General features: G+C 40.9%; 17 protein-coding genes. 16 read left to right on the plus strand and 1 reads right to left on the minus strand.

Annotated elements, in window-relative coordinates; genetic code table 11:
* Position 1 precedes the first annotated feature (1 nt).
* From NSQ54_09405 to NSQ54_09440, 8 genes are all read left to right on the plus strand, one after another.
* Positions 2–1147 (plus strand): CCA tRNA nucleotidyltransferase, encoded by a 1146-nt coding sequence (locus NSQ54_09405; GenBank protein ID WYP28289.1) that lies wholly within the window; start codon positions 2–4, stop codon positions 1145–1147.
* Complete coding sequence (locus tag NSQ54_09410; GenBank protein WYP28290.1) at positions 1137–2108, plus strand: biotin--[acetyl-CoA-carboxylase] ligase; 972 nt, start codon at positions 1137–1139, stop codon at positions 2106–2108. The genes NSQ54_09405 and NSQ54_09410 overlap by 11 nt, the downstream gene beginning before the upstream one ends.
* A 232-nt stretch (positions 2109–2340) precedes the next feature.
* A complete protein-coding gene (panB, locus tag NSQ54_09415; protein ID WYP28291.1) occupies positions 2341–3189 on the plus strand; it encodes a 3-methyl-2-oxobutanoate hydroxymethyltransferase in 849 nt (282 codons plus the stop codon).
* Positions 3176–4018: a pantoate--beta-alanine ligase gene (gene panC, locus NSQ54_09420; protein WYP28292.1), complete on the plus strand. Its 843-nt coding sequence runs from the start codon at positions 3176–3178 to the stop codon at positions 4016–4018. Before panB ends, panC begins: the two co-directional genes overlap by 14 nt.
* A 14-nt stretch (positions 4019–4032) precedes the next feature.
* Positions 4033–4416: an aspartate 1-decarboxylase gene (panD, locus tag NSQ54_09425; protein WYP28293.1), complete on the plus strand. Its 384-nt coding sequence runs from the start codon at positions 4033–4035 to the stop codon at positions 4414–4416.
* Positions 4417–4476: 60 nt separating this feature from the next.
* Positions 4477–5448, plus strand: coding sequence for a tetratricopeptide repeat protein (locus NSQ54_09430; GenBank protein WYP28294.1), 972 nt, complete (start codon positions 4477–4479; stop codon positions 5446–5448).
* 33 nt (positions 5449–5481) lie between these two features.
* A complete protein-coding gene (gene dinG, locus NSQ54_09435) occupies positions 5482–8298 on the plus strand; it encodes an ATP-dependent DNA helicase DinG (protein ID WYP28295.1) in 2817 nt (938 codons plus the stop codon).
* 24 nt (positions 8299–8322) lie between these two features.
* Positions 8323–9636: an amidohydrolase gene (locus tag NSQ54_09440; protein ID WYP28296.1), complete on the plus strand. Its 1314-nt coding sequence runs from the start codon at positions 8323–8325 to the stop codon at positions 9634–9636.
* Between the two features lie 72 nt (positions 9637–9708).
* Here NSQ54_09440 and NSQ54_09445 read toward each other — a convergent pair whose 3' ends face one another.
* Positions 9709–9885: a hypothetical protein gene (locus NSQ54_09445; GenBank protein WYP28297.1), complete on the minus strand. Its 177-nt coding sequence runs from the start codon at positions 9883–9885 to the stop codon at positions 9709–9711.
* A 112-nt stretch (positions 9886–9997) separates the two neighbouring features.
* Between NSQ54_09445 and NSQ54_09450 the strand changes: the two genes are divergently transcribed.
* The 8 genes from NSQ54_09450 (at position 9998) to NSQ54_09485 (ending at position 18836) form a co-directional block, all read left to right on the plus strand.
* Positions 9998–10168 carry a YpmA family protein gene (locus NSQ54_09450; GenBank protein WYP28298.1) on the plus strand — a complete coding sequence of 57 codons (171 nt, stop codon included), beginning with the start codon at positions 9998–10000 and terminating at the stop codon, positions 10166–10168.
* Positions 10169–10181: 13 nt separating this feature from the next.
* Positions 10182–10670: a DUF5590 domain-containing protein gene (locus tag NSQ54_09455; GenBank protein ID WYP28299.1), complete on the plus strand. Its 489-nt coding sequence runs from the start codon at positions 10182–10184 to the stop codon at positions 10668–10670.
* Between the two features lie 61 nt (positions 10671–10731).
* The gene (locus tag NSQ54_09460) at positions 10732–11919 is read left to right on the plus strand and encodes a pyridoxal phosphate-dependent aminotransferase (protein ID WYP28300.1); all 1188 of its coding nucleotides are present in this window, start codon (positions 10732–10734) and stop codon (positions 11917–11919) included.
* 50 nt (positions 11920–11969) lie between these two features.
* Positions 11970–13262 carry an asparagine--tRNA ligase gene (gene asnS, locus NSQ54_09465; GenBank protein ID WYP28301.1) on the plus strand — a complete coding sequence of 431 codons (1293 nt, stop codon included), beginning with the start codon at positions 11970–11972 and terminating at the stop codon, positions 13260–13262.
* A 109-nt stretch (positions 13263–13371) separates the two neighbouring features.
* A complete protein-coding gene (locus NSQ54_09470) occupies positions 13372–14076 on the plus strand; it encodes a DnaD domain-containing protein (protein WYP28302.1) in 705 nt (234 codons plus the stop codon).
* Between the two features lie 19 nt (positions 14077–14095).
* Positions 14096–14755, plus strand: coding sequence for an endonuclease III (gene nth / locus NSQ54_09475; protein WYP28303.1), 660 nt, complete (start codon positions 14096–14098; stop codon positions 14753–14755).
* Positions 14752–15255 (plus strand): YpoC family protein, encoded by a 504-nt coding sequence (locus NSQ54_09480; GenBank protein ID WYP28304.1) that lies wholly within the window; start codon positions 14752–14754, stop codon positions 15253–15255. Before nth ends, NSQ54_09480 begins: the two co-directional genes overlap by 4 nt.
* Before the next feature lie 17 nt (positions 15256–15272).
* Positions 15273–18836, plus strand: coding sequence for a dynamin family protein (locus NSQ54_09485; GenBank protein WYP28305.1), 3564 nt, complete (start codon positions 15273–15275; stop codon positions 18834–18836).
* Positions 18837–18876: the final 40 nt, after the last annotated feature.

Below are 18876 nucleotides of genomic sequence, written 5' to 3' on the forward strand. Positions count from 1 at the left end.
CTTGAATCCTTTGGCTAAACAAGCGGCAGAACAAGTTATCCTAACGCTTCATGAGCATGGGTATCGTGCTCATATCGTTGGTGGAGCTGTTCGTGATAAATTATTGCAACGGACCGTATCTGATATCGATATTACGACATCTGCTAGACCAGAAGAGGTTAGCGTTCTGTTCAAAAAAGCGCATCAAATGAACACGGCTCATCAAACGGTTTTAGTTCGTATAGGCGGTTCGCACATCGAGGTCACAACCGAACGAGGGCAATCATTAGAAAAAGATCTCGCTTGTCGAGATTTTACAATCAATTCGTTGGCTCAAACTTTTGACGGAGAAATCATTGATCCATGCAACGGACAAGAGGATTTGTCGAAAAAAGTTATTCGTTCCTATCAACCGAACGAACGAATGGAAGAGGACCCTCTTCGCATGCTCAGAGCGATACGGTTTTGTAGCGAATTATCCTTTTCGATTGATGCAAATCTCTTGGAAGTGATAAAGCATCAGAGTCCGTTGATTCAACATGTGGCGGGGGAGCGAATTGTTGCTGAGTGGTACAAGTTGTTAAAAGGTAGCAACCTGCAACAAGCGTTTCACTACCTACAACAAACTGAGCTCTATGCTTACCTTCCTGGACTAAACTTATCCATAGACGAGGTGGAGCGACTTGTTCGCATACCAAAGCTAGTAAAATTAACTTCTGTTAATCGGTGGGTATTATATTTCATTTGGATTCAAAAGAAATCACAAGAAGCGGCACAAGGCTTACCTTTGTCTAATGAAACAAAGAAACAGATTAAATCACGCCTCACTCTTTTTGAGTATCGCGAAAAGCACCCATTAACGGATTGGATTCTGTATCAGTTTGGTTTATCCGTTATTCAGGACGTTGAACAGCTGCGAAGCGTATTGCAAATGTCTTCGATTGAGAATCAACTAATTCTGGAAAAGTGGGAGTATCTTCCGATTCATTCAAGCAAGGATTTACTAATATCAGGAAGAGACCTCATGGAGAGTCGTAAGATCCCCTCTGGTCCATGGATTAAACAAGAACTTGAATGGCTTGAACAGCAAGTGATCAATAAATCAATCACACATTCGAAGGCGGCTCTTTTTGAAGCGATTGAAAGGAGGAGACAGGATGAGAAGTGAACTCGTTAAAAAGCTTGTAGAACATCAGGGTGAATATGTATCAGGTGAACGTCTTAGTGAATCCTTAGGTGTATCAAGAACGGCTATTTGGAAACAAATTGAGGTTCTCAAAAAAAATGGGTATCAGATTGAATCAGCACCTAAAAAAGGATATCAATTAATAGGACGCCCTGATGGCTTACAAGAGCATGATATTCATTTATACTTACAGACAAAGCGACTTGGTCAAAAGGTGTCGTACTTTGCTTCTGTTCCGAGCACCCAGGCCATTGCACATGAGTTAGCACAAGCAGGAGAGCCAGAGGGACATGTTGTAGTAGCAGATGAGCAAACGAGTGGACGTGGTCGACTTGGACGAAACTGGAGTTCGGCAGCGGGCACAAGCATATCGATGAGCTTGTTACTTAGACCAACACTCGCACCTGAAAATGTTCCTCCACTCACACTAGTGGCAGCAGTTGCTGTAACAAGAGCCATAGAAAAAGTAACGGGTCTTGATGCTGATATAAAATGGCCTAACGATATCCTATTGAATGGAAAAAAGATTGTTGGGATCCTAACAGAAATGCAGTCTGAACCGGGACTTGCAAATGTGGTCATCCTTGGAATAGGGATCAATGCAAACCAAACAGACGAAGAACTTATTCATGATAATCGTAACCAATCAACCTCTCTCGCTACTGAGAAAGGGCAATTAATTAATCGTGCAGAGCTGTTAGCGAACATACTTGAAGAATTTGAATGGTTATATGAGACCTATCTTACACACGGGTTTGGAGAAATTAAATTGCTTTGGGAAGCAAGGTCGATCAGTATCGGTTTGGATATCGAAGCAAAAAGTATTCATGGCACGGTTTCTGGACGGTCTGTTGGGATCTCTGAAGAGGGAGCGCTCTTACTTGAGGATACGCAGGGCACCATACATAAGGTGTATTCTGCTGATGTGAAATCAAAGAAGTAGTCGTCACTTTAACCATTTGTTATAATGAATGATGTGGGTTGTATTACAGTTGTAAACAATACCAAGTTTCTTATGTTTAAGAATAATGCTGCCTTGATCCAATTGGACAGGGACAGAAAGAATTGAATCAAGTTGAAGCTTGTTAACCATACAAGTATTTTTGACTTGCTCACACCTTTCTTTCTTTAGGCAGAGAAGGTTTTTTTGCGTATATGCAGAAAGGGGAAGTGTGATGAAAACAACAGCAGACTTTAAGAAAAGAAAACGTGAAAACGAACCGATCACCATGGTCACAGCCTATGATGCACCTTCTGCGAAATTCGCAGAAACAGCAGGAATTGATGCTATTTTAGTAGGAGACTCTTTAGGTATGGTTGTTCTAGGATATACTTCTACGATTCCAGTGACGATGGACGATATGGTAATGCATACAAAGGCAGTTAAACGTGGGGCTTCGTCAACGTTTATAGTTGCAGACTTACCTCATTTAAGCTATCACGGAAGCATTGATTTAACACTAGCTAATGTGCGCCGCCTTGTTCAAGAGGCAGGAGCTGATGCTGTGAAGCTTGAAGGAGGAGCAACCGTTATAAATGAAATCCGTGCATTAACAGACGCGGGAGTCCCGGTCATGGCACATCTTGGCTTAACTCCTCAATCAGTTGCTGTGATGGGTGGGTATCGTATTCAGGGAAAAGATCGAAAAAGCGCCGAAGCCTTGTTAAAGGATGCATTGGCTGTTGAAAAAGCTGGTGCATTTAGTCTCGTTCTTGAGTGTGTACCTACAGAGGTAGCAGCACTCATTTCAGAAAGACTTTCTATACCTGTTATTGGAATAGGTGCAGGTCCTAAAACTGATGGTCAGGTTCTGGTGTATCACGATCTGATTGGATATGGCGATGTACATGTTCCGAAATTTGTAAAGGCCTATTTAAACGTGAGTGAATCCATTGTAGCAGCATTAAAAGAGTATCATGATGAAGTGAAGCAAGGTGCATTCCCGTCAGCTGAACATAGTTTTACGGTAAGTGAAGACGTCATCTCCGGCTTATACGGAGGAGGTCATGATGAAGATCATTAAAACAGTACAATCATTACGAAGCGAGATCCATTCAGTGAGAACTGATGACAAAAGTGTAGGATTTGTTCCGACGATGGGAGCATTGCACGAAGGTCATCTCTCGCTCATTCACCAGGCACGCGAGAATCATGATGTAGTGGTTGTTAGTATTTTTGTGAATCCATTACAGTTTGGTGAAGGAGAGGATTTTGAATCGTATCCTCGTAATCTTGAGCGTGATCAACAACTATGCTCCGAAGCGGGCGTTGATTTTCTCTTTTATCCATCTGTTAAAGAGATGTACCCAACAGAAGCTTCTGTACAAATTAAAGTGGTTCAGGGTGTCGATGTGCTGTGCGGTAAAAGTAGACCAGGACACTTTGACGGGGTAGCAACCGTTGTCTTAAAATTACTCCATATGGTTGAACCGGATGCTGCCTATTTTGGACAGAAGGATGCTCAACAGGTGGCGGTTATCAAACAAATGGTTCAAACCTTGTCCATGTCTACTCAAATTATGGCTTGTCCAACTGTTCGTGAAGAGGATGGTCTCGCAAAGAGCTCAAGAAATGTAAACTTAAATGAGAGCGAGCGAAATCTTGCTCCTGCCCTATATACAACTCTTAAACAGGCGAGTGAGTTAGCGAAGTCAGGTTACAGCAGGACTGATTTAATAAGGTATGTAATTGAAGATCTTAATCAACTTGAACTAGGATCCATTGATTATGTTGATGTATTAACGTATCCAGAACTTGCGGCAAGCGAAAAGTTAACGGGAACGATCATAATCGCTGTTGCTTATCAATTTAGCCGAGCGCGGTTAATTGATCACATCTTAGTTGAGTTATAAAGGAGACGAACCAAATGTTTGTTACAATGATGAAATCAAAGATTCATCGTGCCACCGTTACTGAATCTGATTTGAATTATGTTGGAAGTATCACAATTGATGAAGAAATTATGAAGGCTGTAAACGTTCTGGAGAATGAAAAGGTCCAGATTGTGAATAACAATAACGGAGCCAGATTTGAAACGTATGTAATTAAAGGGGAACCAGGCAGCGGACAGATGTGTGTGAACGGGGCTGCTGCAAGGTTAGTTCAACCCGGTGATACAATCATTGTCATTGCTTATGCGATGATGGATGCTAAGGAAGCTGCTGATTTCAAACCAAATGTCGCAATTATGAACGAAGACAATACAGTTAAACAATTGCTTGGTACAGAACCAGCTTATACCGTCTTATAAAGCGCATAAAACCCTTCTCCCGATGCAAACTGAGTAAAACAAGAGGAGAGGGGTTTTCTTATGGATAAATGGATGACCGATTGGCAGGATGCCTACAAAGAAATTTGTACCTTGATTGAAAAAGGTGAAACGAACCATGTATGGATTGAACTAGATAAATTAGAGCAAAAGTCGGCAAAGGTATTGGACTTGTGGTCAGTCATGGATGAAAAACTTGCGCTTATTAAAGAACAGTTAGCACTTGAACCAAGTTCTGAAGGATATCAGTCCATGGGTACGGTTTATCTTGAGCAGAATCAATTAAAACGAGCCGTATTATCATTAGAACAAGAGCAGGCAGAAGGATTAAATGAAGAGTGGAGACGTTTGTTTCTTGCTTATGCTCATTTAATGAATGGTTCTTCGAACAAAACGATTGAACAGTTTATGTATTTGATTCAATCAGCCAAGGATGAGAGTGTTCGTCATTTTAGTTTTGCGGGATTAGGATGCTATTACACAGTTAATGATCAGGTTGACCGTGCCGCGGGGTTGTTTGAGCAGGCAAAATCACTCACTCCTACTTCTGATGTCGTGTATAATTTAGGTGTATGTTATTATTTAATAGGTGCATTGGATGCCTCAGCAGAACACTTTGAACAATATACGAAGCACGTAAAGCAAGATGCTGAAGCTCTATGCTTTCATGGATTGGTTCGTGCTCGTTTAAGTCAATATGAACATGCCAAACAGTTGTGGGAAAGTGCGCTCAGCATGTACACCACATCGGAGGAAATCATTCGACTTGCGTTAATGAGTGAGTGGTACGGTTTCTTTGAGATCGCAATTAAATGCTATCAGAAGGCGATTGACTTAGGGGCAAAAGAAGCGTTTGCATTACATGGGCTTGCGTGGAACTTGGCATTAAATGATCAGCTCAGGTTAGCCTGGCCAATTTTTGAACGACTTTTAAAGGAACATCCCAATGACCCGCATGTAAGAAGATCCTTACAGCATCTTGGCAAATTAGCTGAAGAAAAGAAACAGTTTTAATTGAGATGTGTACGGTAAGATAGAGGTGTAAAGATGAGTAAGCAATATGTGGTACTTGATCTAGAAACAACAGGTCATTCTCCGAATAGAGGAGATCGGATCATTCAGATTGGTGCAGTGAAAATAATAAACGATCAAATCGTGGACAGGTATATGACACTTGTGAATCCTGAACAATCAATCAGTCCATTTATTCAAGAACTAACAGGGATCAGTGATGAGGATGTGTATGATGCTCCTTTATTTCGAGATGTAGCCTCTGACCTTCTTGATTTTATGAAGGATTGTTCATTTGTAGCTCATAATGTGCAATTTGATTGGGGTTTTCTTTCTGCTCAATTAAAGCTAGAGGGATATGTGGTTCCGAATGTGCCGATTTACGATACAGTTGAGCTTGCCCGCATCCTTCTGCCAAAAGAAGAGAGTTACAAGCTAGGTATGCTTGCTGATGGAATGGGATTCACGCATGATCGCCCACATCAGGCGGATAGTGATGCAGAGGCAACAGCGATGATTTTTCTTCATATTCTTAATAAGTTACGACAATTACCTTTACTAACGCTACAGCAATTATTGCCTTTAAGTAAGCGATATAAAAGTCACATTGAGTCAACGATCCAAGAGATGATTGCAGAGAAGTTAAAGGTAGGAACCACTGGAGAAAAAGAGTTCGATTGTTTTCGTGGGCTTGCCTTAAAAAAACAGTCAGAACAAATGATAGAAGAAACTCAAGATGATAACGAGGAAATTCAACAGTTTCGAGAAGCCCTTTTTACAGAGCAAGAGTCACTTCAACATGTGTTTGAGCACTATGAGCAACGCCCAGGACAAAAAGAAATGATTCAAACAGTTTATCAATCATTTAAAGATAACACTCATGCGATGATTGAAGCAGGAACCGGTACTGGGAAAAGCTTAGGTTATCTCATTCCTGCTGCCATCCACTCATTAGAGGATCAAAAGCCTGTTATTATTAGTACTCAAACCATTCCATTACAGGACCAATTATTATCTAGAGATGTTCCGCTCTTAAAGCAACTACTTCCATTCCCAATTCGAGTAGCCTTATTAAAGGGGCGAAGTCATTATTTAGATTTGCGTAAATTCGAATTAAGCTTAGAGTCTACTCAAGAGTGTTCGTATGATGTGATCCTCATGAAATCACAAATCTTAATATGGTTAACAGAAACGGAGTCTGGTGATGTTGAGGAATTAAACATTCCATCAGGTGGTAGGAGTTTTTGGTTTGAGATCCAAAGCGATGCAGCTTCTGATTTAGGAAGGTTTAGTCCATGGTTCTCAAGATGCTTTTATCATCGTGCTAGAAGACAAGCTCATGATGCTCATGTGATTATTACAAATCATTCATTACTCCTTACTGATGTTGTTCATAAGCAATCCTTGCTTCCATCATATAGTCATGTTGTTTTAGATGAAGCTCATCATTTAGAGGACACGGCTAGCGAGCGTTTAGGACTCAGAACAGATTACCTTTCATTTGCATTTCTGATGCAACGATTAGGTGATACAAGTGAGGACGGTATGCTCGTAAAGATGGCGGAACTTGCGAAGAAAGCAGGCGTACAGTCCGATATTTGGTTGGAATCTGCTGTTGAGTTAGGTGAAACAAAAGAAGAGTTGGATGATTTGTTTCGAATGATCCATGCTTATGCGCTAAAAGCGAAGAAAAAAGCTTCGTCAGACACAGGACGAACTCGTTATACGTATAAATCCTTTAATGAGGCTGGAGAACTTTGGTCAGCGATTTTAGAGATTACGATGCGGGTGCATTCATCTTTGTCCCATGTTTGTCTGCAACTAGAATCCATCTCACGCAGTATTGACGCAAACGATGAAACATTCACGTACCGTGAACGTGCACTTTGGTCAGATGGTATGCGTTTGATCGCTTCGCTTTTGGAGGAAGATGAGCAGCTGTATGAGCTTCTACTTGAGTATGATCCAAACCAAGTGTATTGGATTGAAGCAGAGCCAAAGGGTGCAAGAAACGCGACGTTTCTTTATAGTAAGCCAATCGACGTATCGGAGCGCTTAGCGGATGATTTATTTGGACGAAAGAAGAGTGTGATATTAACTTCCGCTACATTAACGGTAAACGGGTCATTTAATTATCAAAAGAACCGGCTTGGCTTACAGGATTTTGGTATTGAGACCTCATTAATTGAATCTCCATTTTCATATGTTAATCAAGCCAAGGTTCTTATTCCTTCTGACCTGCCAGCGATTAAGGATGTAACGGAAGAAGAATTTGCGGTGGAAGTTGCGATTAAGATCTGGCGAATTGCTGAAGCAAGTAAAAGTAAGCTAATGGTTTTATTTACCTCTTATGAGATGCTACGAACAGTCTATCAACATGTGAAAGACTTTAATGAACATGAAAGCTTTCAACTAGTTGGTCAAGGAATGACAAGTGGTAGCAGGTCTAAGCTCATGAAACTATTTAAACAATCAGATGTAGGTATTCTGTTTGGCACAAGCAGTTTCTGGGAGGGCATTGATTTGCCAGGTGATGAGTTAAAACACGTTATCATTGTTCGCTTGCCTTTTTCACCCCCTGATGAGCCGTTACTAAAGGCACAGCTTGAACAGGCAAAAGAGCTTGGTAAAAATCCTTTTATGGATGTTTCACTGCCACAAGCTATTATTCGGTTTAAGCAAGGGTTTGGTCGCTTGATTCGGACTCAACATGATAAGGGCTGTGTGTTTATTTTTGATCGAAGAATCACAACAACTAGGTATGGCTCTTTGTTTATTAATTCCTTACCAAACGTCCCAGTACATGAAGGCAAATTAGAGGATTTACTAGAAGAACATCAATCGTATCTATAAGCATCAAATAAAGGTGGCATGGTAATGAATACCCTATTAACAAATGCACGTATTGCGACGATGAATGACTCATTTCAAACGATTGAATCGGGTTATGTATTAATCTCTGATAAAACATTCAAACAAATTGGCGAAGGTCAGCCACCTGAAGAGGTATTGCAACAAGCAGATGTTACAACAGATTTAAACGGGAAGTGGGTCGTACCTGGGCTTTATAATACGCATGGACATGCAGCGATGACATTGATGCGTGGCTATGAGGATGATCTTCCTTTAGACAGGTGGCTAAAGGAACGAATTTGGCCTTTTGAAGGAAAACTGTCAAAAGAAGCTGTGGCTGCTGGACGAGACTTAGCCATGGTTGAAATGATCAAGTCTGGAACAATTGGCTTCTTAGAAATGTATCATCTAAACATGGATGATTTTGCAGCTAGAATTGAACAGGTTGGAATGAGAGCCTTACTAACACGTTCTGTGATTGGATTATGCCCTAGAGAAGAACAGGATGCAAAATTAAACGAGTCAGCCAATTTTGCAGCAAGTTGGGACGGCGCGGCACAAAATCGGATTCACACGATGCTTGCTCCGCACGCACCATATACTTGTCCAATCGATTATATCGAGCGTATCGTGGACAAGGCACGTGACCTTTCTTTGCCTGTACATATGCATTTGGCTGAAACACAAAAAGAAGTGGATGATTATTATACTTCGTTTGGGAAGCATCCATTAGATCACTTGGCAGAATATAAGTTACTTGAAGATACGGAGTGGCTCTTCGCGCACGCTGTTCACTTAGATTCGCCGCAAATAGCTTTACTTGCCCAGTCCAAATCGAGTATAAGTCATAACCCAATGAGCAATTTAAAGCTTGGATCTGGTATCGCTCCAGTCATAGACTTTTTAGAGGCAGGGATCCCTATCTCAATCGGTACAGACGGGGTATCTGCTAATAATAACCTGGATATGTGGCAAGAATTACGCACTGCTGTCCTACTACAAAAAGGACTGGTTCAGAGGGCGGATGCTATCTCAACACAGCAGGCGCTTCGAATGGTTATGAGTGAAGGTGCTAGTGCACTCCAAACGGGTCAAAAAGGGATGATTCAGGTTGGTGAAGAAGCAGACTTTATCGTGATTGATCACACGTCACCACATCTTCAGCCCGAAGCTCAATTACATTCGCATCTTGTTTACGCGGCAGTAGGCTCAGATGTGAGCGATGTCTATGTACAAGGACAGTGTTTAATGAAAAATCGTGAATTGCTTACATTAGATGAAGAGAAGGTTCGCTACGAGGTAAACAACCAATATCTATCAACGGTTCGTTCATTATAAAAGGGCGCGCATTACTCAAGTAACGCGCACCCGCCTGAGGTATGGGTGAAGGTTTTTAGATTGGTTCAGCCATTATGGTTTAATTGTTTGATGATCAGTCTGAAAATAAGAGTACGGAAACTCCGTTTGACGGATAGTCACTGGCCATATCGTCTCAAGCGTTTCACCTTGACGACTTAAGAGTGACATGGAATGTTTGTTTAGCTGATACCAATCGGCTGTTTGCAGGCCGCCTTTGCCTTGATCCATACTCGCGCCCCCCTTCACTGGCGTACACTTAGTATGGGTTAACTCTCAAGAGATATAACAGGCAATACCTGCATTGTATAGAATGAAATGTCCACATTTAGGAGGAAAAAGTATGGGTTCAAAGAAAGAAGTCCTATCAACAGTTAAGATTCAAAAAGCTCCAGACGTCTATAAGATGGTCGATTCATTAAATCGAACGTTAAAGGATCGCGATTTGCTTTTCGGTCTCGCATTAGATGAGGAGAACGAAGAGAAAATGGTGTTCACGATTTATAAAACGTAATGGAGGCAGCATCATGAAAAAATGGATCATCACGAGTTCTGTAGGACTGGTAATTGTTGTCTTAGCACTTTTTATATACGCATATACAACTGTTCGGGGACCGCTTGCAGATGGGTATGACATGGCCCGTGAAAAGGTTATAAATGAAGAAGTGCTTGAGTCTGTTCGTGACGTATCCTATTATCACGGGGAAGATGCTTTTTATGTGATATATGGAACCGATACGGATGGAGATGATGCGATCGCTTGGGTACCTCAGGATGAAGAAAATGACACGGTCTCTGTCTTTAAAGAAGCAGACGGTATTTCGGCAGAAGACGCACAAAACCTAACCGAATCTGCAGTCAATCCGTCTAAAATTCAGTCCATTAAATTAGGAAAAGAAGGCAATACTCCTCTATATGAAGTAAAATATCGTACAGAATCAAATCAGCAAGGGTATTACTATGTAGCCTTTCAAGATGGTTCATTTATTAAACGGTTTAGTTTAAATAATGACTAACACTTGAATGTCGAACGTAGTCAACTTATAGTAAAAGAGGATACTGAGAGGAGAGGGAATCATGAAATTAGCAAAACGAGTAGACGCACTAACACCATCAAGCACTTTAGCCATCACAGCCAAAGCAAAAGAATTAAAAGCGCAAGGCCATGATGTGATTGGACTTGGGGCTGGAGAGCCAGATTTTAATACTCCACAATACATTATAGACGCGGCTATTAAATCGATGGAAGAGGGTCATACAAAGTATACCCCTGCTGCCGGTCTTCCTTCTTTAAAAAAAGCGGTTATCGATAAATTGAAACAGGATCAGCAGCTTGATTATGCGCCTGAACAGATTTTTGTGGGAACAGGTGCCAAGCATGTTTTGTATACATTGTTTCAAGCCCTACTAGATGAGGGAGATGAAGTAATCATTCCAACTCCTTATTGGGTAAGCTATCCGGAACAAGTGAAATTGGCTTTTGGTGAACCCGTTTATGTGACAGGACATGAAGAATCTGGATTTAAGCTAACACCAGAACAGTTGGACGCAGCGATCACATCAAAAACACGAGCGTTGATTTTAAACTCACCTAGTAATCCAACAGGAGCGATGTATTCTAAAGAGGAACTACAAGCTCTTGGAGAGGTTGCTTTGAAGCATGATCTTCTAATTGTGTCCGATGAAATTTATGAAAAATTGATTTATGATGGCGCCACACATACATCGATTGCAGAAGTAAGCCCTGAGCTTTGTGCACAAACGATTATTATTAATGGTGTATCTAAGTCTCATTCCATGACTGGTTGGAGAATTGGTTATGCTGCGGGCGATGCCACACTCATTAAAGCAATGACGAATTTAGCAAGTCATAGTACGTCAAACCCAACGACAAGTGCGCAGTATGGTGCCATTGCTGCTTACACGGAAGATGATGGTTCCGTTGAAACGATGCGCCAGGCATTTGAAGAACGATTGGATGCAGCGTATGAAAAGCTCATCCAAATCCCTGGTGTTACATGCGTGAAGCCAAAGGGAGCATTTTACCTTTTCCCAAATGTTCGTAAAACCGTTGAAGCATGCGGCTATGCAGATGTAGATGCATGGGTTGAAGCATTACTAGAAGAGGAGAAAGTAGCGCTTGTCCCTGGATCAGGATTTGGTGCACCGGATAACGTTCGTTTATCCTATGCAACATCACTTGATCAATTTTTAGCGGCACTTGATCGAATTGAGCGATTTGTTCAAACGAAAACAAAAGGATAACAACCTTTGTTTTCCTACATAGAAAGTAATTAGATATCGGAGGATTTGAAATGAAAACAACAATTTCAAAAATTGGAGCGCACGCAGATCAAGAAGTAACGATTGGTGCGTGGTTAGCAAATAAGCGTTCAAGCGGAAAGATTGCCTTTCTTCAACTTCGTGACGGAACTGGATTTATTCAAGGTGTTGTTGTAAAAGCGGATGTTGGAGAAGAATTATTTGCCCAAGCCAAAAACATCACGCAAGAGAGTGCTTTATATGTTACGGGTACTGTTCGTGCCGAGGAGCGTTCTCCATCAGGCTATGAATTAACGGTTACTGGTTTTACTGTAATCAGTGAGTCTAAAGATTATCCGATTACGCCTAAAGAGCACGGTACGGACTTTTTGATGGATCACCGCCACTTATGGCTGCGATCTAAACGTCAACAAGCCGTTATGAAGATTCGTAATCAAATCATCCATGCAACATACGAGTTTTTCCATGAGCATGGCTTCTCTAAGCTAGATTCACCCATCTTAACAGGAAGCTCTCCAGAGGGAACATCTGAACTATTTGCAACAAAATATTTTGACGAAGATGCTTACCTTTCACAAAGTGGTCAATTGTATGCAGAAGCAGGAGCAATGGCACTAGGTCGAGTCTTTACCTTTGGTCCTACCTTCCGTGCGGAGAAGTCGAAAACTCGTCGTCACTTAATTGAGTTCTGGATGATTGAACCGGAGATGGCTTTTGTTGAATTTGATGAGAACTTAGAATGGCAAGAAAAGTATGTATCTCATTTAGCCGCCTCTGTTTTAAAGCATAATCAAATTGAATTAAAAACACTTGGAAGAGATTTGTCTAAGCTTGAAGCGATCCAAGCGCCATTTCCACGCATCACTTATGATGAAGCGTTAAAGCTTTTACACGAAAAAGGCTTTGATGATATTAGCTGGGGCGATGATTTTGGCTCACCACATGAAACGGCTATTGCCGAGCATTATGACAAGCCGGTATTTATTACGCATTATCCAACGTCATTGAAGCCATTTTATATGCAGCCAGATCCTAATCGTGATGATGTGGTATTATGTGCAGATTTAATTGCGCCAGAAGGCTACGGAGAAGTAATTGGTGGGTCTGAACGAATTCATGATTATGAGTTGCTTAAACAACGAATTGCCGAGCACAATTTATCTGAGGAAACATACGAATGGTATCTAGATCTACGTAAGTATGGATCTGTTCCTCATTCTGGATTTGGTCTTGGATTAGAACGCACAGTTGCCTGGTTATCAGGTGTTGAGCATGTTCGTGAGACAATTCCATTCCCACGTTTGTTAAATCGTTTATATCCTTAATGGAAAATAGCATGGAGGTCGGTGGTAACTCTTACCGATCTCTTTTTTCATTTTCTCTATGGTCAAGCCTGTTCCACTCCATGTTATAATAGCTTGTGAGGTGTTAAAAATGAACAAGAATCAGTTTGCAAAGTGGATGGCTCAAAAGCATATAACCATCCCTGCATTATTACTCGAAAAGTATACAGCACTCGGATTAAACGAACAGGAGCTAATGGCACTCCTTCATATACAATCCTATCTAGATCATGGAGAAAAATTTGTGACCCCGATGCAGTTATGTGAACGAATGACACTCAGTCATGAGGACTGTACAAAGCTTTTAAGTAAATTAATCCGCTCTCAAATGCTTTCGCTTGAAAAGAGTTCTGACGAGACTGGTATGTTTTATGAAACCTATTCATTAGAGCCTTTATGGCTACGCTTGATTGAATGTATGGATGAAGAAAGTCAGCGTTCAACTGAACTTCAATCTAACGAGCTTGAAGGAAAGCTCTACAAGCAAGTAGAACAAGAATTTGGACGACCATTATCACCAATCGAAGGTGAAACGTTATCCATGTGGATTGATCAGGATAAGCACCAGCCTGAATTAATCTTTGCTGCTTTAAAGGAAGCCGTTATTTCTGGTAAATTAAACTTTAGATACATTGATCGAATTCTATTTGAATGGAAGAAAAATGGAATAAGAACACCAGAGCAAGCTCGAACGCATAGTGAAAAATTTAGAAACCATACACAGACTAGAAAAACACAAAAAGAACCTGTTCAAACCAATTCTGTGCCTGGGTTCAACTGGCTCGAGCAACCTTAATAAAAGGAGAACCACTCGCATGTTAAGTAAAAAAGCAACGATACATGCCATCGATGTGATGGGTGAACTTTTTCCCGAAGCGGAATGCGAATTAGTTCACAAAAACCCGTTCGAATTATTAATCGCCGTTGTGTTATCTGCCCAATGCACGGATGCACTTGTAAACCGAGTGACACCGGCACTGTTTGAAAAATATCAAACGCCGGCTCACTACGTAAGTGTACCTGTAGAAGAGCTTGAAAATGACATCCGGTCGATCGGGTTGTTTCGAAGTAAAGCGAAAAACATTCAAAAGCTCTCACACTCTTTACTTGATCAGTACGGCGGCGAAGTCCCAAAAACAAGAGATGAGTTAGTGGGGCTCGCTGGTGTTGGTCGTAAAACAGCCAACGTAGTCACTTCTGTTGCATTTGGCGTACCAGCAATAGCCGTTGATACACATGTAGAACGGGTAAGCAAACGACTTGGAATCTGTCGTTGGAAGGACAACGTAAAAGTTGTGGAAGAGACGCTAATGAAAAAGCTTCCAGAAGAGATATGGTCTGATGCGCACCACCGAATGATCTTTTTTGGTCGCTACCACTGCAAAGCACAATCACCTAAATGCTCAACCTGCCCATTGCTAGATGAGTGTCGTGAGGGTAAGAAGAGAATGAAAGAGAGGCTTACCGAAGTATGACCAGTGTACCTGAAGCATTTTGGCGTTCTCCTTTTTATGAGCCTCATTCAAAAATCAATTGTGACTCCTTTAAAGCAGATCAACCCAATCAATGGCCTCTTTTCTTTTTTGATATAAATCTATGTGATCAAGCGAGTTCCTGGACTAGAGATGTCTATCTACCGCTGTTATTCACGCGGTGGCATGAGCTTGATCAAATATTATCTGTTTACCATGAGCAAGAAGACAAAGCTAAGGTGGCAAGTATCACACCGGAATTTACAGCTTTAGTACTCGAGGCACTCTTTTGGATTAACAACCAACTAGTGCCTTCACTCATACATATTGAAGACGAGGTTGATCAACTATCATATACTCCGCCTAACAGTCGAGAGCGGATTGCCTTTGTACTACTAGCACCTCAGCGTTATCGTAGTTTTGTTCAAATGAAATCGTTTATGGAAGAGCTTGAGAAGTTATATGCTCGAGTAAAACTGCTCGAAGCAAAAAGCACAAATTGAGAGGGGCTACCTTTTAAATGCAGACATCTGAGATCCAGTGGACGAACGCGGAACAGAAACGGTTTAATGTCATCACAGACAAACAAACAAATAAGCGATTCCAAATGGCCTTCTGTGGTCATTTTTCAGCAGGGAAATCAACCCTGCTTAATGAGTTTATCGGTTCAAAGGTTTTGCCGACAAGCCCTATTCCGACAAGTGCAAATATCATATCGATTCAATATGGCGACCTAGGAGTCGTTGTTAAATCGAGAGAAAAACAAGAACAAAAGTGGGAAGGTCATATCCCATGGGAAAAGGTAGCCGAGTGGGGTAGAGACGGAGTTGCGATTGAAGAAGTGGCAATCCATGCGCCTCTTTCGTTCCTTGAGAATGATGCGGCTGTATTTGATACTCCAGGAGTAGATTCTACAGATCCGACGCATCAATCAATTACAATGGAAGCGCTCTACTCAATGGATATGATTGTCTATGTAATGGATTATAACCATGTACAATCAGAAACGAACCTTTATTTCTTAAAGCAATTAAGCCAAGAAAAGAAACCACTATACATAGTGATTAATCAGGTAGACAAGCATGATGATTCGGAGCTATCATTTCATACCTTCCAAACAAGTGTTAAAACCGTCTTTGATCAATGGAACATTCAAACATCACGAATTTTTTATACAACTATGAAAAAAAGAAATCATCCTCTTAACCAATTTACAGAGCTAGAACGTGAGCTTAAATCAATTTTGTATCAGGGTAGACAGCTGGCTGAGCATTCCGTTACCCGACTGAAACAAGGTTTTTATTTAAGTCAAGCTGCAAGGGCACGAGAAGAAGGCGAAGCTGAGACTGAAGAGGTACTCTCTGATATGCAAGAAAGGGGATTTCAACAGTCAGACTTAGAGCGACAAGAGGAACTGCTCCAACAAAAAGCGTGGCTTCAATCGGCAAAAAAGAACTTTATAGAGGAGTTTGAAGCGGGTTGGGAGCCGTTATTTAAACAAGTCACGATCTTTCCTGCTACCACAACAGATCTAGTGAGAGAATGGTTGGAGTCAATGGAGTCATCGTTTAAAATGGGTCTATTGTTCTCAAAGAAAAAAACAGAGCAGGAGCGTGAGCAACGACTCGATGCGTTAATACAAGAAACTCAGGATAAAGTAAATAGTCAGCTCATTTTTCATTTGCAGCAGTTGTTTGAAGGATTGGATCGATCAAAGCTCACTAATAAAGAAACGATTGACGAATCCATTCAATCATTCTCATATCATGTAACTCCTGAGTTCTTTTTGCCTCATGTTAAAGCAGGAACGAAAAATAGAGAATATGTGTATACATTTACAAGAGAACGAACAGCTGCAATCGTTCGAGAGGTTCGTGAAAAGGCTAGACAATTAATCGAACAAATGGCAGATGAACAACACAACTATTGGCAGCATGAGCTTAAAGAGGTAGAGAGAGAACTGAGCCGGTTAGAACAAGTAGAAGAATTCGCACGCAAAGTTCATTCAATTAAAGCTGAAACGACTCTCTTGATTAAACAATGTGAACAAGAAGCAGCACAGTTCGATGATTCAGGGTTACTTGAACGAAAAATTGATGAAGCAAAAAATAAGGGAGTTCCAGATCAGTCCGAAGCTCCGATTGTTTGGACGGAGGTAAACGAGGGAGCAGAATGGCTTGATACATCTGAGGAAGTGGCAGTAGAGTTAAATGTTTCATCATCAAGCTATGATGCTAGCTGGTTGGAACAAGTAAAAGCGACTTTTTTGTCCTATCAAGATACGAAAGCGTTACAATTTGAGAGAGATCAACTTCGTTTACGGATCGAACGTGCACAAAAACAATCATTTGTTATTTCTTTGTTTGGTGCATTTAGTGCTGGCAAATCTAGCTTTGCGAATGCGTTATTAGGAGAGTCTGTATTACCAGTATCACCACATCCGACAACAGCCACAGTTAGTACCGTTAAACAATCTGACGTAAATCATCCAAATGGTACGGCAACCGTTCAGGTGAAATCAAGGGAAGAACTGGCCGAAGAAATACGAATGGTTGCTTCAAAGCTTGATGTTGAACTAACAGTTGAAACGATAACGAGCTGGGTTCAAACGGATGTAGGTCAATTAACTAGCTGGCAAAAAACGTACGCAGAGTACTTAACCGTTTTAAAGAAAAGCTTAGCTCTTACGGAGTGGACATTAGGGGAAGCTTTTTCTGTTAGTCATGATGAACTTGGTGAGCTAGTAGCGGATGAGCGTTATGCTTGCTTATTACACTCTGTTACGGTGTTTCATGATTGCGAGTTTACGAAGAAGGGACTTGTTTTAGTTGACACGCCTGGTGTGAATTCCATCCATGGACGACATACGAATGTAGCCTTTAATCAATTAAGACAATCAGATGCTATTTTTTACGTGACTTATTATAATCATGCCTTTTCTAAATCTGATCAACTCTTTTTAGAACAAATGGGTAAAATCAACGAATCTTTTCAAACAGATAAATTATATTTCATTGTAAATGCCGCTGATTTGGCGAGTGATGAACGTGAATTAAACGGAGTAAAGCAGCACGTCGTAGTTCAGCTTCAAACATTAGGAATTAAGGAGCCGAGACTTTTTGCCGTTTCAAGTAAGCAAGGTCTAAAAGCAAAGCTTGAACAAACAAACATAGAGACTGATTTTGCAAAGTTTGAAGCATATTTCTATCAGCAAATCGTTCAAGAATTACAATCCTTAAGTTATCGCTTAGTAGAAGATGAATTAAGTCGATATTTGAAGAAAGTAGAAGAGAGCATTCAGTTTGCTCGCTCTGAGAAAACTCAACAAGCTCAAATGAAAGAGAAGCTTGCAGAAGACATCGCACAGTGGAAACAGGAGATAGACGATTCATCTGTTCAGTCCATTCAAAACAAAATAAAACAAGAAGCGATGCAACTATTTTTGTATTTACGAGATCGAGTCGGATACAGGCTAAGAGACGAGTTCTCAGAGCATATAAATGTGGCAACCATTCGCGGACGAAACCGTAAAGAAAAAAGACAGGTACTAAAACAAATGATTGCAGAGTGGACTCAAGAAGCTACTTATTTCTTAGAACAGGAGACAAGTGCGACTCATATGCGTCTAAATGTGGCCATGTCAAAAGCGGCTTCTACATGGTTAAAAGAATGGGAAGTTCAATTACAAAAAAAGCGGCCGAGTTTTTACGTGGGGGATTCACTTAATGAGTTTGATCCATCTTTTCAAAAACCCGAGTTCACTTTATACGTTCACCCAGACCAATATGTAACGATTTATACAACGGACAAGGCATTTTTTGAAGGACAACAAATACGAGTTCTAAAGGAACAGCTAGTAAAAGAAGCATCTGCTTCTGCTTCAACGCTGTTACTTACTGAAGAGGAGAGAACAACGGAGCAACTTGGAGTAAGTCTTGCAGAGGAAGAGCAAAACATAAAGGCACTCCTAAAAGAAGCATTAAATCGAGAATTAAGTCAACTGGATGCACTAACAAATGAAAAGGAAATTGTGGCGCTGGAAGCCGAGTATCAAGAGATTCAAACGAAGCAGCCGGTTCACTAAGATACGACTATGAAAAAAATAAAAAAGAAAACGGTGGATC

Source organism: Alkalihalobacillus sp. FSL W8-0930, assembly GCA_037965595.1.
Taxonomy (GTDB): domain Bacteria; phylum Bacillota; class Bacilli; order Bacillales; family Bacillaceae_D; genus Alkalicoccobacillus.